The sequence below is a fragment of the Nonomuraea sp. NPDC048881 genome, assembly GCF_040649795.1.
In the GTDB taxonomy this organism is placed as follows: domain Bacteria; phylum Actinomycetota; class Actinomycetes; order Streptosporangiales; family Streptosporangiaceae; genus Nonomuraea.
Genome location: NZ_JBEZGC010000006.1, coordinates 129,454 through 141,559, shown reverse-complemented (window position 1 = coordinate 141,559; position 12,106 = coordinate 129,454). Strand labels below are relative to the sequence as shown.

16 protein-coding genes are annotated in these 12,106 nt (G+C 68.0%); 9 read left to right on the top strand and 7 right to left on the bottom strand.

What is annotated here, in order from left to right:
• Window positions 1-3 precede the first annotated feature (3 nt).
• The gene (locus AB0C33_RS22655) at window positions 4-1,014 is read right to left on the bottom strand and encodes a CehA/McbA family metallohydrolase (protein WP_358291092.1); all 1,011 of its coding nucleotides are present in this window, start codon (window positions 1,012-1,014) and stop codon (window positions 4-6) included.
• A gap of 807 nt (window positions 1,015-1,821) precedes the next feature.
• Window positions 1,822-2,130 carry a hypothetical protein gene (locus AB0C33_RS22650; RefSeq protein WP_358291090.1) on the bottom strand — a complete coding sequence of 103 codons (309 nt, stop codon included), beginning with the start codon at window positions 2,128-2,130 and terminating at the stop codon, window positions 1,822-1,824.
• Window positions 2,131-2,571: 441 nt separating this feature from the next.
• Between AB0C33_RS22650 and AB0C33_RS22645 the strand changes: the two genes are divergently transcribed.
• The 3 genes from AB0C33_RS22645 (at window position 2,572) to AB0C33_RS22635 (ending at window position 4,644) form a co-directional block, all read left to right on the top strand.
• Window positions 2,572-3,072 (top strand): SigE family RNA polymerase sigma factor, encoded by a 501-nt coding sequence (locus AB0C33_RS22645; protein WP_358291089.1) that lies wholly within the window; start codon window positions 2,572-2,574, stop codon window positions 3,070-3,072.
• Complete coding sequence (locus tag AB0C33_RS22640; RefSeq protein WP_358291087.1) at window positions 3,069-3,848, top strand: hypothetical protein; 780 nt, start codon at window positions 3,069-3,071, stop codon at window positions 3,846-3,848. The genes AB0C33_RS22645 and AB0C33_RS22640 overlap by 4 nt, the downstream gene beginning before the upstream one ends.
• A gap of 250 nt (window positions 3,849-4,098) precedes the next feature.
• Window positions 4,099-4,644 (top strand): GrpB family protein, encoded by a 546-nt coding sequence (locus AB0C33_RS22635; protein WP_358291085.1) that lies wholly within the window; start codon window positions 4,099-4,101, stop codon window positions 4,642-4,644.
• Between the two features lie 23 nt (window positions 4,645-4,667).
• Here the strand turns inward: AB0C33_RS22635 and AB0C33_RS22630 are convergent, their stop codons facing one another.
• Window positions 4,668-5,198 carry a CbrC family protein gene (locus tag AB0C33_RS22630; RefSeq protein ID WP_358291083.1) on the bottom strand — a complete coding sequence of 177 codons (531 nt, stop codon included), beginning with the start codon at window positions 5,196-5,198 and terminating at the stop codon, window positions 4,668-4,670.
• 277 nt (window positions 5,199-5,475) lie between these two features.
• Here AB0C33_RS22630 and AB0C33_RS22625 point away from each other — a divergent pair, with 277 nt between their 5' ends.
• Window positions 5,476-5,601 carry a hypothetical protein gene (locus AB0C33_RS22625; protein WP_358291082.1) on the top strand — a complete coding sequence of 42 codons (126 nt, stop codon included), beginning with the start codon at window positions 5,476-5,478 and terminating at the stop codon, window positions 5,599-5,601.
• Window positions 5,602-5,785: 184 nt separating this feature from the next.
• Window positions 5,786-6,115 carry a hypothetical protein gene (locus tag AB0C33_RS22620; protein ID WP_358291080.1) on the top strand — a complete coding sequence of 110 codons (330 nt, stop codon included), beginning with the start codon at window positions 5,786-5,788 and terminating at the stop codon, window positions 6,113-6,115.
• 167 nt (window positions 6,116-6,282) lie between these two features.
• On the opposite strand, the gene trpS is transcribed toward AB0C33_RS22620, so the two are convergent.
• A complete protein-coding gene (trpS, locus tag AB0C33_RS22615; protein WP_358291078.1) occupies window positions 6,283-7,263 on the bottom strand; it encodes a tryptophan--tRNA ligase in 981 nt (326 codons plus the stop codon).
• A gap of 272 nt (window positions 7,264-7,535) precedes the next feature.
• Here trpS and AB0C33_RS22610 point away from each other — a divergent pair, with 272 nt between their 5' ends.
• The 3 genes from AB0C33_RS22610 to AB0C33_RS22600 all read left to right on the top strand — a co-directional run bounded on the left by AB0C33_RS22610 (window position 7,536) and on the right by AB0C33_RS22600 (window position 8,957).
• On the top strand, window positions 7,536-7,997 hold the full coding sequence (locus AB0C33_RS22610; RefSeq protein WP_358291076.1) for a hypothetical protein: 462 nt from the start codon (window positions 7,536-7,538) through the stop codon (window positions 7,995-7,997).
• Between the two features lie 60 nt (window positions 7,998-8,057).
• A complete protein-coding gene (locus AB0C33_RS22605) occupies window positions 8,058-8,240 on the top strand; it encodes a hypothetical protein (RefSeq protein ID WP_358291074.1) in 183 nt (60 codons plus the stop codon).
• A 63-nt stretch (window positions 8,241-8,303) separates the two neighbouring features.
• Window positions 8,304-8,957 carry a methyltransferase domain-containing protein gene (locus AB0C33_RS22600; protein WP_358291072.1) on the top strand — a complete coding sequence of 218 codons (654 nt, stop codon included), beginning with the start codon at window positions 8,304-8,306 and terminating at the stop codon, window positions 8,955-8,957.
• On the opposite strand, the gene AB0C33_RS22595 is transcribed toward AB0C33_RS22600, so the two are convergent.
• Together AB0C33_RS22595 and AB0C33_RS22590 are read right to left on the bottom strand one after the other, a co-directional pair.
• Entirely contained in the window at window positions 8,936-9,769 is an 834-nt protein-coding gene (locus tag AB0C33_RS22595) for an AraC family transcriptional regulator (protein WP_358291070.1), read from the bottom strand. The two genes, AB0C33_RS22600 and AB0C33_RS22595, sit on opposite strands and share 22 nt — an antisense overlap.
• Before the next feature lie 58 nt (window positions 9,770-9,827).
• Window positions 9,828-10,424: a hypothetical protein gene (locus AB0C33_RS22590; protein ID WP_358291068.1), complete on the bottom strand. Its 597-nt coding sequence runs from the start codon at window positions 10,422-10,424 to the stop codon at window positions 9,828-9,830.
• An 85-nt stretch (window positions 10,425-10,509) separates the two neighbouring features.
• On the opposite strand from AB0C33_RS22590, the gene AB0C33_RS22585 reads away from it, so the two are divergent.
• Window positions 10,510-11,181: an HNH endonuclease family protein gene (locus AB0C33_RS22585; RefSeq protein ID WP_358291066.1), complete on the top strand. Its 672-nt coding sequence runs from the start codon at window positions 10,510-10,512 to the stop codon at window positions 11,179-11,181.
• Window positions 11,182-11,209: 28 nt separating this feature from the next.
• On the opposite strand, the gene AB0C33_RS22580 is transcribed toward AB0C33_RS22585, so the two are convergent.
• Entirely contained in the window at window positions 11,210-12,040 is an 831-nt protein-coding gene (locus tag AB0C33_RS22580; RefSeq protein ID WP_358291064.1) for an alpha/beta hydrolase, read from the bottom strand.
• Window positions 12,041-12,106 lie beyond the last annotated feature (66 nt).

The following is a 12,106-nucleotide window of genomic DNA, read 5'->3' as shown; positions in this document are numbered from 1 at the left end:
CTTTCAGCTCAGGATGATGGGGTTGGTGAGCGCCGCCATGTGTTCGTTGGGATGACGCACCTCAACGCGGACGAAGGACGATTCCTCCGCATTGGTATGCCACTCCAAGACGCCTGATCCATCGCCTGGCAATGGTGCGCGGTGCACCGTTCCTCGATCGGTGTGAAAGCTGACAGTGCCGGACGGCACACCACAGACATCCACCCGGACCACAGCCGGTTCGCCGTAGGTATCCAGCCGCCCCCCGATATCGGCACTGCCATCACCAGCAGAAACCTGGAGCCACAGCTCAACCGTGGCCGATTCGGCGATCCAGCTCCGGCCGGCACGGATGCCGGCGAGGACTGCGTCAGCACTCAGTTCCTCAGCCAGCACGACGGTGTGCGGTCTGCCGATCTGGCCCTCCAGATGGGTGTCGCTGTTGCCCATCGCAGGACGCCACCGTCCACGGCGGATGTCGACGGCCAGGCCCCGGCCCCATTCGGCCAGTGCTGCCGCATTGTCCGCCTGCCAAGGCTCATCGGAGATCCATGGCCCGTTCCACACCTCCACCAGATCAAATCCCTCGAACGGGTACATGAAGACACCAGAGGGGTACGGCGCATGCGGGTGGGCCGCCACGCATAGGCCACCAGCCTCATGTACCTGATCCAGATGCTTGCCGATCACGTCGTCGCGTACGCCGTACCGCCAGTCGACCAGCTGCCCCGGACTGATGCCGAGCGCCAGCCAGTGCCCGGTCTGGCTGGTGGCCTCCTGGCCAATGATCACCAGCAGGTCGTCACCGACGAGCGAACCCCACGCACCATGCGCATCTGCGGTGTTGTGCTCAGTGGTCGCGATGAAGTCCAGCCCCGCAGCACGAGCACCGGCCGCAAGCTCCTCCGGCGTCAGCTCTCCACCGTTCGAGAGAACCGAATGCACATGGCAGTCACCTCGATACCAGCCACGCTCCTGACCAACCACCCGCTTCGGCGGGAACTGCGATTCCGACGTCCCATAGTTCCTGACCATCCCGGCAGCGTATTCACTTCACAGGAGAGATACACAAGTAAGCTCGTCGAACTTGCGCGCTACTTCGCGTTGATGTTCGTCCGTGGAGTGCTGGAACATAAGGACGGCGCGGGTGCTGTGTGGCCCATGCGGGCCATCGGCTCCCCGATCAAACGGCGGGACACCGGGCCGGCCCCGCACTTATGAACCGAACGCTCCAACCTGGCCCAATGCCGTCGTACAGATGTGGTCTTGACGATCGCCACGCGTAGTTGGCCGTCGCACATTGCTTGGACGATGTGATTGCGGTCTGCTGCCAAGCTGAGGCATGGACCAGTCTGGGGGCGATACGGCAACTCCGCACTTTCGGATTGTGGATCAACGTGGGATGCTCTCGACATGACCGCGGTAGGGACGAGGTGAACGATGCTCCATACAACCCCACCCACCGAGTCGGACAAGATCGATACCCTCCGCGTGTGTGGCACCGTTGTCCTGGTGCTGGGCCTGGCTCTTTGTGTAGGAGCCCTGTTCTTCGCAGAGGGTGAGCCCCCCTGGCAGGTCCTTGGAGTCTTCACGCTCGTGGTCCTGGTTGGATTGACTCTGCGCATTGAAGCGGCTGTCCGTCACCGTTAACCGTTCCAGGCTCCTAAGTACGTTCGATGGTCTTGGGCTCAGGTGTGCGCGGTTCGAGTTTCCACCGCAGGTCGACGCTCAGATTTTGGGGGCCTTGACGACTGACTCGCTGTAAGCCGTCGGCGGTTCGACGTGGGGCAAATCAGGGGCTGGTGGGGGAGTCGCTGGGAGCGCGGTTGAGCTACAGCGCGCCTAGCACTTCGCCCAATAGATCATCCGACCGTACGAACGCAGCATCGTCGAATCAGGTGGCCCGTCATGGATTCGGGACTCGATGAGAGGGCCGTCTCCAGAGAGAAGAGCGTCGAGCTCGAAAATCGCATCCTCGATGTCCTCGTCGAGTTCACTGGTACGGCGTCGAACCCAGAAGTGCAATCCGACGCGATCCGTCTCCACGCAGACTGCGACGGCAATGACGTCAGCAGAAACAAGGCCCAATAATGCTTGGACCGCATCCAGAACTATCGCGTTCTCTCGCTCAAGTTCCTCCGAACTGGTCATGGTCGCACTCCAGTTAGGGCTGACCGACATGATCACAGCGCATGAGGTGCTGCTTGAGCAGCCACGATCCGTCGGAGGAGCCTTCGCCAGGGGCAGTCCCCGCATCCTGGGGAGTACGACCACGATCCTTCCAGAGAGGTCAGGCCAGTATTCTTCCGGTCTGATCCACAGGGTCCAAGTCGTCTGGCTGCCCTGAGAGTGGTGACGGTCTCCGGTGCATTCAGCGCGTCCTCGGCGCCGCGCCCGAACGCCTACGGCGGGCCGTACCCATGCGAGGAGACGTGAGCGGATACGCGATAAGCGCCTTGGGCGTCGATGCCACTGGCAGCTGATGATCTACGCCTGCCCGGCCTCGACGTGAGCGCTCACCGCGCCGCCTGTCATCCGTACGTGCCCCCCACGTTGTAGTCATCGCCGGAGACGACGAGACGGAGATGACTGATGGACGACGGGTTCGCCAAGTACGTGGCGCATCGCCATCTACGGCTGTGCCGGATGGCGTACCTCCTCACCAGGGACTGGGGCACCGCCGAGGACCTGGTGCAGACGGCGTTGGCCAAGGCCTGGGTGGCCTGGCGGCGGATCGAGGGCAACCCCGATCCGTACGTCTATCGCATCATCGTCAACACCCACGCCACCTGGTGGCGTCGGTTGTGGCGTGGCGAGTTGCCGGTCGAAACCCTGCCCGAAACGGCCGACCCGCAGGACCACGCGGCCGCCGTGGGGGACCAGGCGGCGCTGTGGAAGGCCATCGCCACGCTGTCGCCCCGTCAGCGGGCGGTGATCGTCCTGCACTGTTTCGAGGGACGGACGCTCACCCAGATCGCCGACATCATCGGCTGCTCGCTGGGCGCGGTCAAGAGCCAGCTCGGCAGGGCGCTGACCCGTCTGCGCGTCGATCCGGACATCCGCACCATGAATCTGAAGGAGCTCCAGCGATGAGGCACACGGAGAGCAACCTGCGCACGCTCCTGGACACGTACGCCCATGACACGACCAATAGGGAACCGGTCCCCCACCTCGACGCGATCGTCCGCCGAGGCACCCGGATGCGGCGGGTCCGACGTTCGCTGAACGTCGGGGTGCTGGCCGTCGCCACCGTCGCTGCCGTCATGCTGACCGGCCCCGACCGGACCGACCAGGCCGCGGTGGCCGCGCCGCCCAGCTCGGCGCGGATCCAGACGCCCCCGGAGCTGCCCAAGACGTTCCCCGTGGTGCTGGGAGCCGAGAAGTTCACCCTTCCCCTCATCCACACCCAGCGCTTCGGTACGACAGGCGTCCGCAAGAGCGTGACGTTCACACCGACGAGCTTCTCCACCGGTTACAAGGTGGTCTGTGCTGATCCCCGAGCATGGGTCGTCGTCAGGGTCCCGCTCAAGAGCGGCGAATCGGGCGGCACGTCCGGGCGGTGCGGCGCCGGGGCGGGCGGCCATCACGACCGGCTGTCGGCACCGACCAAATGGCTCAAGGGCCGGCAGACGATCCAGGTATGGGTCTTCCCCGCGGACGCCCCCGTCGTCAGGGTCGCCGAAGAACTCGGCCGCTGCCTGCCGTTCCGGAAGGGGGCGACATGCGACGAGCTGGCGGCCAGCGTCTCACTTTCCCGCCCTGACGTGCTCGAACGCCTCTCGGCGGAGGTCGGCGAACAGCCCGGCGAGTGGGCGGTCGGCGTCTACGACCGCCCAACCACCGTTGATCGCGGTCACCAACCCTCCTGACCACGGGGCACGAGGTCGGACGGCGTCCCGCCCGACAGGGGCATCGGAAGAACGGCACCGCGGCCCTCACCCCGCCCGCCGTCCGGGCGCGCGGCGGGGGCCGGTCCCGGACGGTGGCCCGCCGGCGTCTGTGCCGGGTCGATCGGGGTGCAGTGGATCGCCGCGTGTTCGGCCCGAACGGAACGTGGCCGGCAGCCGGACGTTCCTGCGCACCGCTCACGCATGCCTGTCCGCCCACTAGGCTCCAGCCGTGATCACGATAGTCGACTATGACCCCACATGGCCGGATCGGTTCGAGGCGCTGCGCAGGGAGTACGCCGAGGCATTGGCAGCCGCCGAAGTCGCCGTGATCTCCATCGAACATGTCGGCAGCACGTCAGTCCCTGGGCTGGCCGCCAAGCCGATCATCGACTGCGACATCGTGGTGGCGGAGCAGGATGTCGCCGCCGCCACGGACGTCCTGATCGGCCTGGGGTTCTCGCCGTTGGGCGAGCGGGGGATCCCCCAGAGATGGGCCTTCAAGGCACCCGCACGACTCGCCGGGACCCACACCTACGTCATCGTCGACGGTTCGCTGTCCCTCCGCAATCATCTCGCGGTCAGAGACACCCTGCGAACCAACGCGAGACTTCGCGACCAGTACGCCATGGTGAAGAAGCACGTTGCCGGGAACGCCGCCGACATCGACGACTACGTCCGAAGAAAGAACGCGACGGTCCAGGCCATCCTCGCGGAAGCCGGCCTGACCGACGCTGAACGAGCCTCGATAAATGCCAACCAGGTGCCGTCCCAGTAGGGGCTCGGCGTGCACGACCGAAGTCAGGTGTAGTCCGCGTACGCCATGTGGATCCCGCAGTCGCGGCACCTGAACAGATAGCCGGTCGGGTTGCCGTCTTTGTCGAGCGCGGCAAGGAATTCGTTCACCTGCTCGGCAGACCACCCGCCCGTGGAATTCTCGAAGCGCAGCATTTCCCGCGCATCCGGGTAAGCGACGAGTTCCGATGCCCCGACTGCGCCGAGGAAAGCAGCCCCGTCGCCACAATGGAAAAGCCAACGGTTTCCCTGCCAGGTGGAGAAACCGGGGGTGCGGCGACTGATGACCTCGATCACCTTCGTTGGGACGTCGTCCGGGACGTCATACACGTCCACGAAGGTGGCATCGAAGCGGGTTGCCAGACTTCCGTCCGCGATGCACCAGGGGCATGGCTCACCGGCGAGAGACTCGACGCAGTAGACCGGCCCTGTATAGACGTAGCCTCTCTGTCTCTCGCAACACACGCAGGTGGCATCAGATGCCGTCACCGATCCCGTGTTGAGGGGGGCCGGGTGATAGGCGAATTCGGGCAGCATGGCGGTAGCGTACGCGGGTGGACAGGTAGAGTCGTCCTGCCGCAAGCCGTCACCTCTCCAGGCTGGGAAACGGACTCATAGGAATGATGGGCACGGCCGACAGCCGCGCCCATCCACCGGACGCCACCTCCCGATTCGCTGCCTGTGCTGCTCCGGACTCTTCTGCGATGCTTTGCCGTGTGAATGAGGCGGACGACGCCGCCACCCCTGAAACAGGCGCTGCAGCTGATGCCCTTACCGTGAGAGCCCTGGGAACGCCGCTTTCATACTTGCAGCGGTGGTGGCCGCTTTCGATCTCATTTTCCAGCAAGAGCTCTCCACCAATGCTCTCCTCGGGACGCTCATTTTCGCTGGGATCGGTGTCGGGCTTCGCATCGAAGCCGCGATTCGCCTGCGTGATTGACGGACTGTCCCGCTGCCGAGCTGCCTGTAGGCGTCGCATGGGAACAGGTCAGCCGATGACGGTCGGCCGGGCGTCGTAGGTCATGATGCCCCTGGCGGGTTACCGAAGAGCAGAGGGCGTTTCGATGGCTGTGCGCAGGACGGACCCGCCTTCTCGGCGTGAGGGACGAGCAAGGAGCGGGCTCTTGGGCCCCGCCCTGGTCAACCTCGCGCTCGGCGTGCCCACGGCCCTGCCGCTCGCTCTGGCGCGCTGGCTGCTGACCGAGTACCTGCCGATGGACTGCAGGAGCACGGAAGACCTCGCCAAGCCGGGTCTCGTCAACTGCAACTACACGACGCTCGATCACGCGAGCATCGTCATGTTCCTCCTGGCGGTTACCGGTGTCGTCATCCTGGCGCTGGTGGTGGTGGTCGACGTGGTTCTTCCCGTCCGGCGCAGGCGGGGGCTCGCGGCGCGGCTCGGCACGGCAGTGCTCATTCCGCTGCCGTTCGCGGTCTGCCTGGCGCTGCTCTGACGCCGGGACTTCCCGGGAGCAGCCTGTATCCGCACGGTCGTCGTTCTCTGCGGGTGCTCGGGCGGATTCGTGAGGCTCTGAGGGGGCCCATGTCGTGATCGGCGGGTGATGGGTGCCCGCCTCCGGTGCGGGGTCGGAGGCGGGCGTGGTGCGGGGTGGAGTCGCAGTCAGGCGGGGAGCAGGCCGATGGCTGCCTTGGCCTGACGGACCTTGGCGCCGGCCAGGTCGCGGGCTTGCTCGGCGCCGGCCCGCAGGGCCTTCTGGACGTGGCCGGGGTCTTCCGACAGGTGCAGGTAGCGGTCGCGGATGGGGGTGAGGGTGGCCACCACCGCGTCGGCCACCGCCTCCTTGAGCTCGCCGTAGCGGTCGAAGCGGGACGCCAGGTCCTCGGGGGCGTGGCCGGTGCAGGCGGCCAGGATGGCCAGGAGGTTCGAGACGCCGGGTTTGCGGTCGGGGTCGTACGCGACCGTGTTGTCCGCGTCGGTGACCGCGCGCATCACCTTGCGCCGCAGCACGTCGGGCTCGTCGAGCAGGCGCAGGGCGCCGCCCGGCGTGGCGGCCGACTTGCTCATCTTGTCGGCCGGGGACGTCAGGTCCATGAGACGGGCGGCCACCGGCGGGTTGACCGCCGTGGGCACGGCGAAGACGGGGGCGTACCGGGTGTTGAACCGCTGGGCGACGGTTCTGGCCAGCTCGACGTGCTGGCGTTGGTCCTCGCCGACGGGGACCTCGTCGGTGTCGTACAGCAGGATGTCGGCGGCCATGAGGATCGGGTACGTCAGCAGCGACATGCGGACCTGCTGCTGACGGCCGGACTTCTCCTTGAACTGGATCATCCGCTGGGCCTCGCCGTAGCCCGTGGTGCATTCGAGCAGGTAGTGCAGTTCGGTGTGTTCCGGGACGTGCGACTGGACGAGGAACAGACAGGACTCGGGGTCGGTGCCGGCGGCGAGCAGCAGGGCGGCGAATTCCAGGGTTCGCCGGTGCACCTGGGTGGGATCGTGGTCCAGGGTGAGCGCGTGCAGGTCGGAGATGAAGACGACGGTGTCCGTGGTGGTCTGACCGGCGATGATCGGGGCGATGGCGCCGAAGTAGTTGCCGAGGTGCAGGTCGCCGGACGGCGTGAAACCCGTGAGACGTCGTGGCATCGGTGGAGCTCCCTCAGGTCGGGAGCCGCCTGTCGTCCTGGATCGGCCGAGAGATGAGGACACCGACGGGCCGCCCGGGACTGGGCGGCCGCTTTGTCAGGTCTGCGCGGATGAGCAGTGCCGCCCGGTTAGGGGCGCCACCAGCCGAGAAATGAGTGGATCATCCGCATGACGCATACCGTACCACCCGGTTTGGAGCGGGCGGTCCGCCGGTCGATGACTATGGTCAAACGTCTGGTGGTTTGGTGGGTTGGTCCGGGATCATGCTGCCCGTGGCGATGCTCCGGTTGTTCGCGATAGGTCTTCTTGCCGGTGCCGCGTTGTGCCTGTTCCTGTGGTCGCCGCTACGTGAGGACGATTTTCAGCATGCGCGGCTCTCGACGCTGATGGCCCTGGAGATAGGGCAGTTCGTCACCGTGCCGATCGCGCTGGTCGGGGAGCTCGTGCTCGCCGTGAAAGGGGCATGGGCGCGGACTCCTGGCTATCTGCTGGGGACGGTCACGACCCTTTTCGGGGTGCTGGTCGCCACTCAGGCATGGGCCATGGGCGAATGGGTCGAGACTGGCCCGTCCGGGATAGGCGATCCGGAAGGCGAAAGCGTCCTGGCGCTTCTGGGCCTCTTCTCCGGTGCGGTGACGACGGTCGTCGGCCTGTCCATCTTGATGGTGCGATGGTCCGGCTACGATTCCTCGACCGCGCCGGTACGTCAGCGACGCCCGCGCAGGCGCAGGTGAATATTCTCGTGGTGCGAGGAGTCCGGTGAGACGTTGGTCGCGGCTACCAAGGTGTCGGACATGCCCGAGTCGTATCGGCTGTCGATACAGCCGGAGGTGAACCGCGGTCCCTGGCGTCACCGGCTCGCGAAGATGCCGGGGGTCAGCCAGGTGTGGGACCACGAGTGCGTGTCCCAAGCGGCGCGGCTCTGGTCCGAATACGGGCTGCAGAACGTCGAAGCCCGAACCCGGGAATGCGAGTAGCGGCGTCGACGCGCGAGCGTTCTGTTCAAGACCGGGGGGCGGCGTACGGCTGAGACTGCGCTCATGTCGCAACAGACCTTCACCCCCGCCCTCGGACGCCTGAAGTTCACCCGCCTGTACGACCCGGTGGTCGCCCTGACGCGGGAACGGCTGTGGCGCAGCCTGGTGGCCATGCACGTCGCCCCCAGGCCCGACGACACGATCGTGGACGTCGGCTGCGGCACCGGTTCGCAGGCCATGCTGCTGCACCGCCTCGAACCGCGGGCCCGGATCATCGGCGTCGACCCCGATCCGGAGACGCTGGCCCAGGCGCGACGCAAGAGCAGGGCGAGCGGTACGGCCCCGGAATGGCGGCTCGGCATGGGGGACGCGCTGACCGGCCTGCTGGGGCCGGGTTCGGCCGACACGGCGGTGTCGAGCCTGGTCCTCCACCAATGTCCGCTTGCGATGAAACGCGCGATCCTCGCCTCGATGCACGCCGTGCTGCGGCCGGGCGGCAAGCTGGTGATCGCCGACTACGGGTGGCAGCGGACGGCGTCGATGCGGCTGGCGTTCCGTGTCGTGCAACTGGCCGACGGGGTGCGGGACACGCAGCCCAACGCGGACGGCGTGCTGCCGGAGCTGATGACCGGCGCGGGGTTCGCGGACGTCCGGGAGGCTGAGATCGTGCGGACGATGACCGGCTCGATCTCCGTCTACGTGGCCGCCCGCGGCTGACCGGCTCGATCTCCGTCTACGTGGCCGCCTGCGGCTGACCGGCGCAGCAGCGGCAGCACGGTCGCCGGCGTGAGCCCCAGCATGTCGCGCAGCTGCCGGTGGAAGTGGGCCTGGTCGGCGAAGCCGCCGTCGAGCGCGGCCTCGGTGATCGAGCGGCCGTCGGCCAGGGCGCGGGCCGCTCGGGTGAGCCGCCGCCAGATGCGCCACCGGGCGAGCGGCATGCCGAGTTGCAGCCGGGCCAGGGCGCGCAGGCGTTGGGGGGACAGCCCGGCCTGCGCGGCCGCGTCGGCGACCAGGAGGTTCCGCGACGTCAACGCCTCCATCGCGATCACCAGGCGCGGATCGAGCGCCCGGGACGGCCGAGGTTCCGCCACCAGACGGAAGTCCTCCTCACGGAGGGCATGCAGGTCGGCGGCCGCGGTGATCACGCCACCGACGGACGGGAAGCCGGAGCCGACGGTGGGCGGAAGGCCCGAGCCGTTGGGGGAGCTGCCTCCCGCGGCTGAAAGGCCGGAGCCGGTGGATAACCGGTCGGAGGCCGGGGTGCAGCGGTCGCGCAGGGTGGACGCGTCCGAGCACTGCGGCTCGACGAACCAGATGCGGACGTCCGGCGTCCCCGGCATGCGGTGCCGGACCATGGGCGGGATGATCAGGGCAGGCCCGCGATGACACGCCCCCCGCTCGTCGATGACGGTCACCTCGCCCTCCACGGCGGCCGTCACCTGGTAGGCGGCGTGACGATGGAGCGAGTTGTCCGCCGACGGCCCCTGGTACGACGCGTACCCCTCACCGATGAAGAACCGGCTCGTCATTCCTCACCCCGCATCACCGAACCACCGCCCATGGTGCCGGAGATCGGGACATGCGGGATCAGCTCCAGGTGGCGCGCTTGAGCACGCCGGCCAGCCCGTAGGTGTTCCAGGCGTCCACCACCAGGATCCCGGACCGCGGCAGGAACCACTCCTTCTCGTTCCACCTGGCGGTGGTGCGGCCGGTGTCGTTCGTCACGCAGCGGTTCGGCCAGGTGGTGTACGTCGCCTTGTGCCCGGAGCCCACCGGCCGCAGCCCGCGGTAGGACGCCTTCTCGCCGGGATACCAGCTCAGGTTGGAGTTGAACGGGCACGGGATCACCCCGCTGAACGGATGGAACTGCTGCTTGCCCGTGTACGTGACGGACCCGCCGCCGACCGGCACGTTCGTGTAGTCCTTCGGGCCGAAGATCCAGAAGCTCTCGCAGTCGGGCGCGAACGGCTCCGGCTTCTTGCACAACAACCCGGTCACCACCACGACGTGGTCGCCGGACCGGTGCACCTTCCAGTCGGCGGGGATCCGCAGCGTCATGCCGCGGAAGGAGAGCGTCTTCCCGGCGGAGGAGGCCGACGCGAGGGACGCGGTCGCGGGCAGCGCGGGCAGCGCGGTGGCGGAGGCGGCGGTCAGGGCGGCGAGGAGGAGAGGGAGCTTTCTCATGGTTCGGGAAGGTACGCACCCCCACTTGCGGAGGGCTGGCCATCCACTTGGAGGAGGTCCGTCGTGGGTGGGTATGGGGTAAAGCATGATCTTCCTGAGACGGGCCGTCCTGATGGCCGTCCTCGCCTTTCTGGTCATCCCGATCACCGAGGTCGTCGCCGCGCCGCAGCCGGCCGCGGCGCAGTCCGGCGCACGCGCCCACGCAGGCGCGCAGGCCGGTGCGGCGCGGGCCCGCCGCATGCTGGCCCAGCTACGGGTCGCCAGGCCCTTATCGCTGCGCGGCTACACGCATCGCCGGTTCCAGCCCAGGTGGGGACGTCACAAGGGAAGGTGTGACGTACGCGAGACCGTCCTGGCCCGGGACGGGCGGCGGGTGCGCAGGAACGCGGCCTGCCATCCGGTGAAGGGCGTCTGGTACAGCCCGTACGACGGCAGGCGGTTGAAGAGCGAGCGCATGGTGGACGTCGACCACGTCGTCCCGCTGGCCTACGCCTGGCGCTCGGGCGCCAAGAGGTGGAGCCAGGCGCGGCGGCGGGCCTTCGCCAACGATCTCACCCGTCCTGAGCTGGTCACCGTCAGCCATTCCGCCAACATCGCCAAGGGCGGGCAGGGGCCGCAGAGCTGGCGTCCGCGCCGCCGCGCCTACTGGTGCCGCTACGCGACCTCGTGGATCACCGTGAAACACCACTACCGCCTGTTCGTGACGCGCAGCGAGCGCGTGGCGCTGTCCAACATGCTCCGCACCTGCGGCCGCTGACCGCGTGTCCACCTGGCCGCCCGGACGTTCACGCCTGGACGTGACGCGGAGCGAGCAGTTCCTTGAGCGCCCGAGCCGTCGCGCGCGGGAAGGCCGTGTTGCCGTTGTGGCCGCCCGGCAGCGTGACCGGCTCGACGCCGAGCAACTCGGCCAGCGCGAGCGCGCAGCGGTAGGTGTGCACCGACGGCCGGGTGGCGAGGCCGATCGCCGGGATCACCCGGGTCCCGGTGCCCACCGTCTCCGCCGGGGCGAGGTCGTCCTCCATGACGGCCGTGAACTCCGTCCCGATGAAGAACCCGAAGTTGGCCTGCCGCCGGGCCGTGAGCGGTTGCGGGGTGAGGCCGTCCTCGGTCTCGTCGTGGGCCGGGTCGATGCCGAGGTGCCGGGTGATCGCGGGGAAGGCCGCGGCCAGCCCCCCGTCCGCGTACGCCCGCTGGATGGCCGCCAGCTCGGCCACGTGCTCGGCGCGGCCGCCGGCGGGCAGCAGGTTCGGCAGCACGGGCTCGTGCGCGACCAGCGTGCCGAGCACGCCGGGGTGGCGGGCCGCGACCCGCAGGCCGATCGCGCCTCCCATGCTGAACCCGGCCATCAGGGCGGGCCCGTCGGCGACCTCGGCGAGCAGCCGCGCGACGTCGTCGGCGTGGTCGGCCATGGTGACGGGCGGCGCGGCGGGGTCGAGGGTGCTGCGCGACAGGCCGCGCCGGTCGTAGGTGACGACGGTGAAGGCATCGGCGAGGAGCGGCACGAGGTCGGCGGTGCGATCGGCGTCGCCCTCGCCGCTCTGCGACAACAACAGGACCGGGCCGCTGCCCTCGACCTGGAAGTGGAGGGTGGCGCCTGGGACGGGAAGGGCGTTCATGGGGGTCTCCTCCGCTAGGTAAAAAAAGCATCTAAATCGATGCATCAATATAGATGTATCATGACT

Coding starts and splice junctions, on each gene's coding strand:
- AB0C33_RS22605 (WP_358291074.1), top strand. CDS start 8,058: ATGCCCGAGTCGTATCGGCTGTCGATACAGCCGGAGGTGAACCGCGGT.
- AB0C33_RS22580 (WP_358291064.1), bottom strand. CDS start 12,040: ATGAACGCCCTTCCCGTCCCAGGCGCCACCCTCCACTTCCAGGTCGAG.
- AB0C33_RS22590 (WP_358291068.1), bottom strand. CDS start 10,424: ATGAGAAAGCTCCCTCTCCTCCTCGCCGCCCTGACCGCCGCCTCCGCC.
- AB0C33_RS22630 (WP_358291083.1), bottom strand. CDS start 5,198: ATGCTGCCCGAATTCGCCTATCACCCGGCCCCCCTCAACACGGGATCG.
- AB0C33_RS22645 (WP_358291089.1), top strand. CDS start 2,572: ATGGACGACGGGTTCGCCAAGTACGTGGCGCATCGCCATCTACGGCTG.
- AB0C33_RS22585 (WP_358291066.1), top strand. CDS start 10,510: ATGATCTTCCTGAGACGGGCCGTCCTGATGGCCGTCCTCGCCTTTCTG.
- AB0C33_RS22600 (WP_358291072.1), top strand. CDS start 8,304: ATGTCGCAACAGACCTTCACCCCCGCCCTCGGACGCCTGAAGTTCACC.
- trpS (WP_358291078.1), bottom strand. CDS start 7,263: ATGCCACGACGTCTCACGGGTTTCACGCCGTCCGGCGACCTGCACCTC.
- AB0C33_RS22595 (WP_358291070.1), bottom strand. CDS start 9,769: ATGACGAGCCGGTTCTTCATCGGTGAGGGGTACGCGTCGTACCAGGGG.
- AB0C33_RS22655 (WP_358291092.1), bottom strand. CDS start 1,014: ATGGTCAGGAACTATGGGACGTCGGAATCGCAGTTCCCGCCGAAGCGG.
- AB0C33_RS22640 (WP_358291087.1), top strand. CDS start 3,069: ATGAGGCACACGGAGAGCAACCTGCGCACGCTCCTGGACACGTACGCC.
- AB0C33_RS22650 (WP_358291090.1), bottom strand. CDS start 2,130: ATGACCAGTTCGGAGGAACTTGAGCGAGAGAACGCGATAGTTCTGGAT.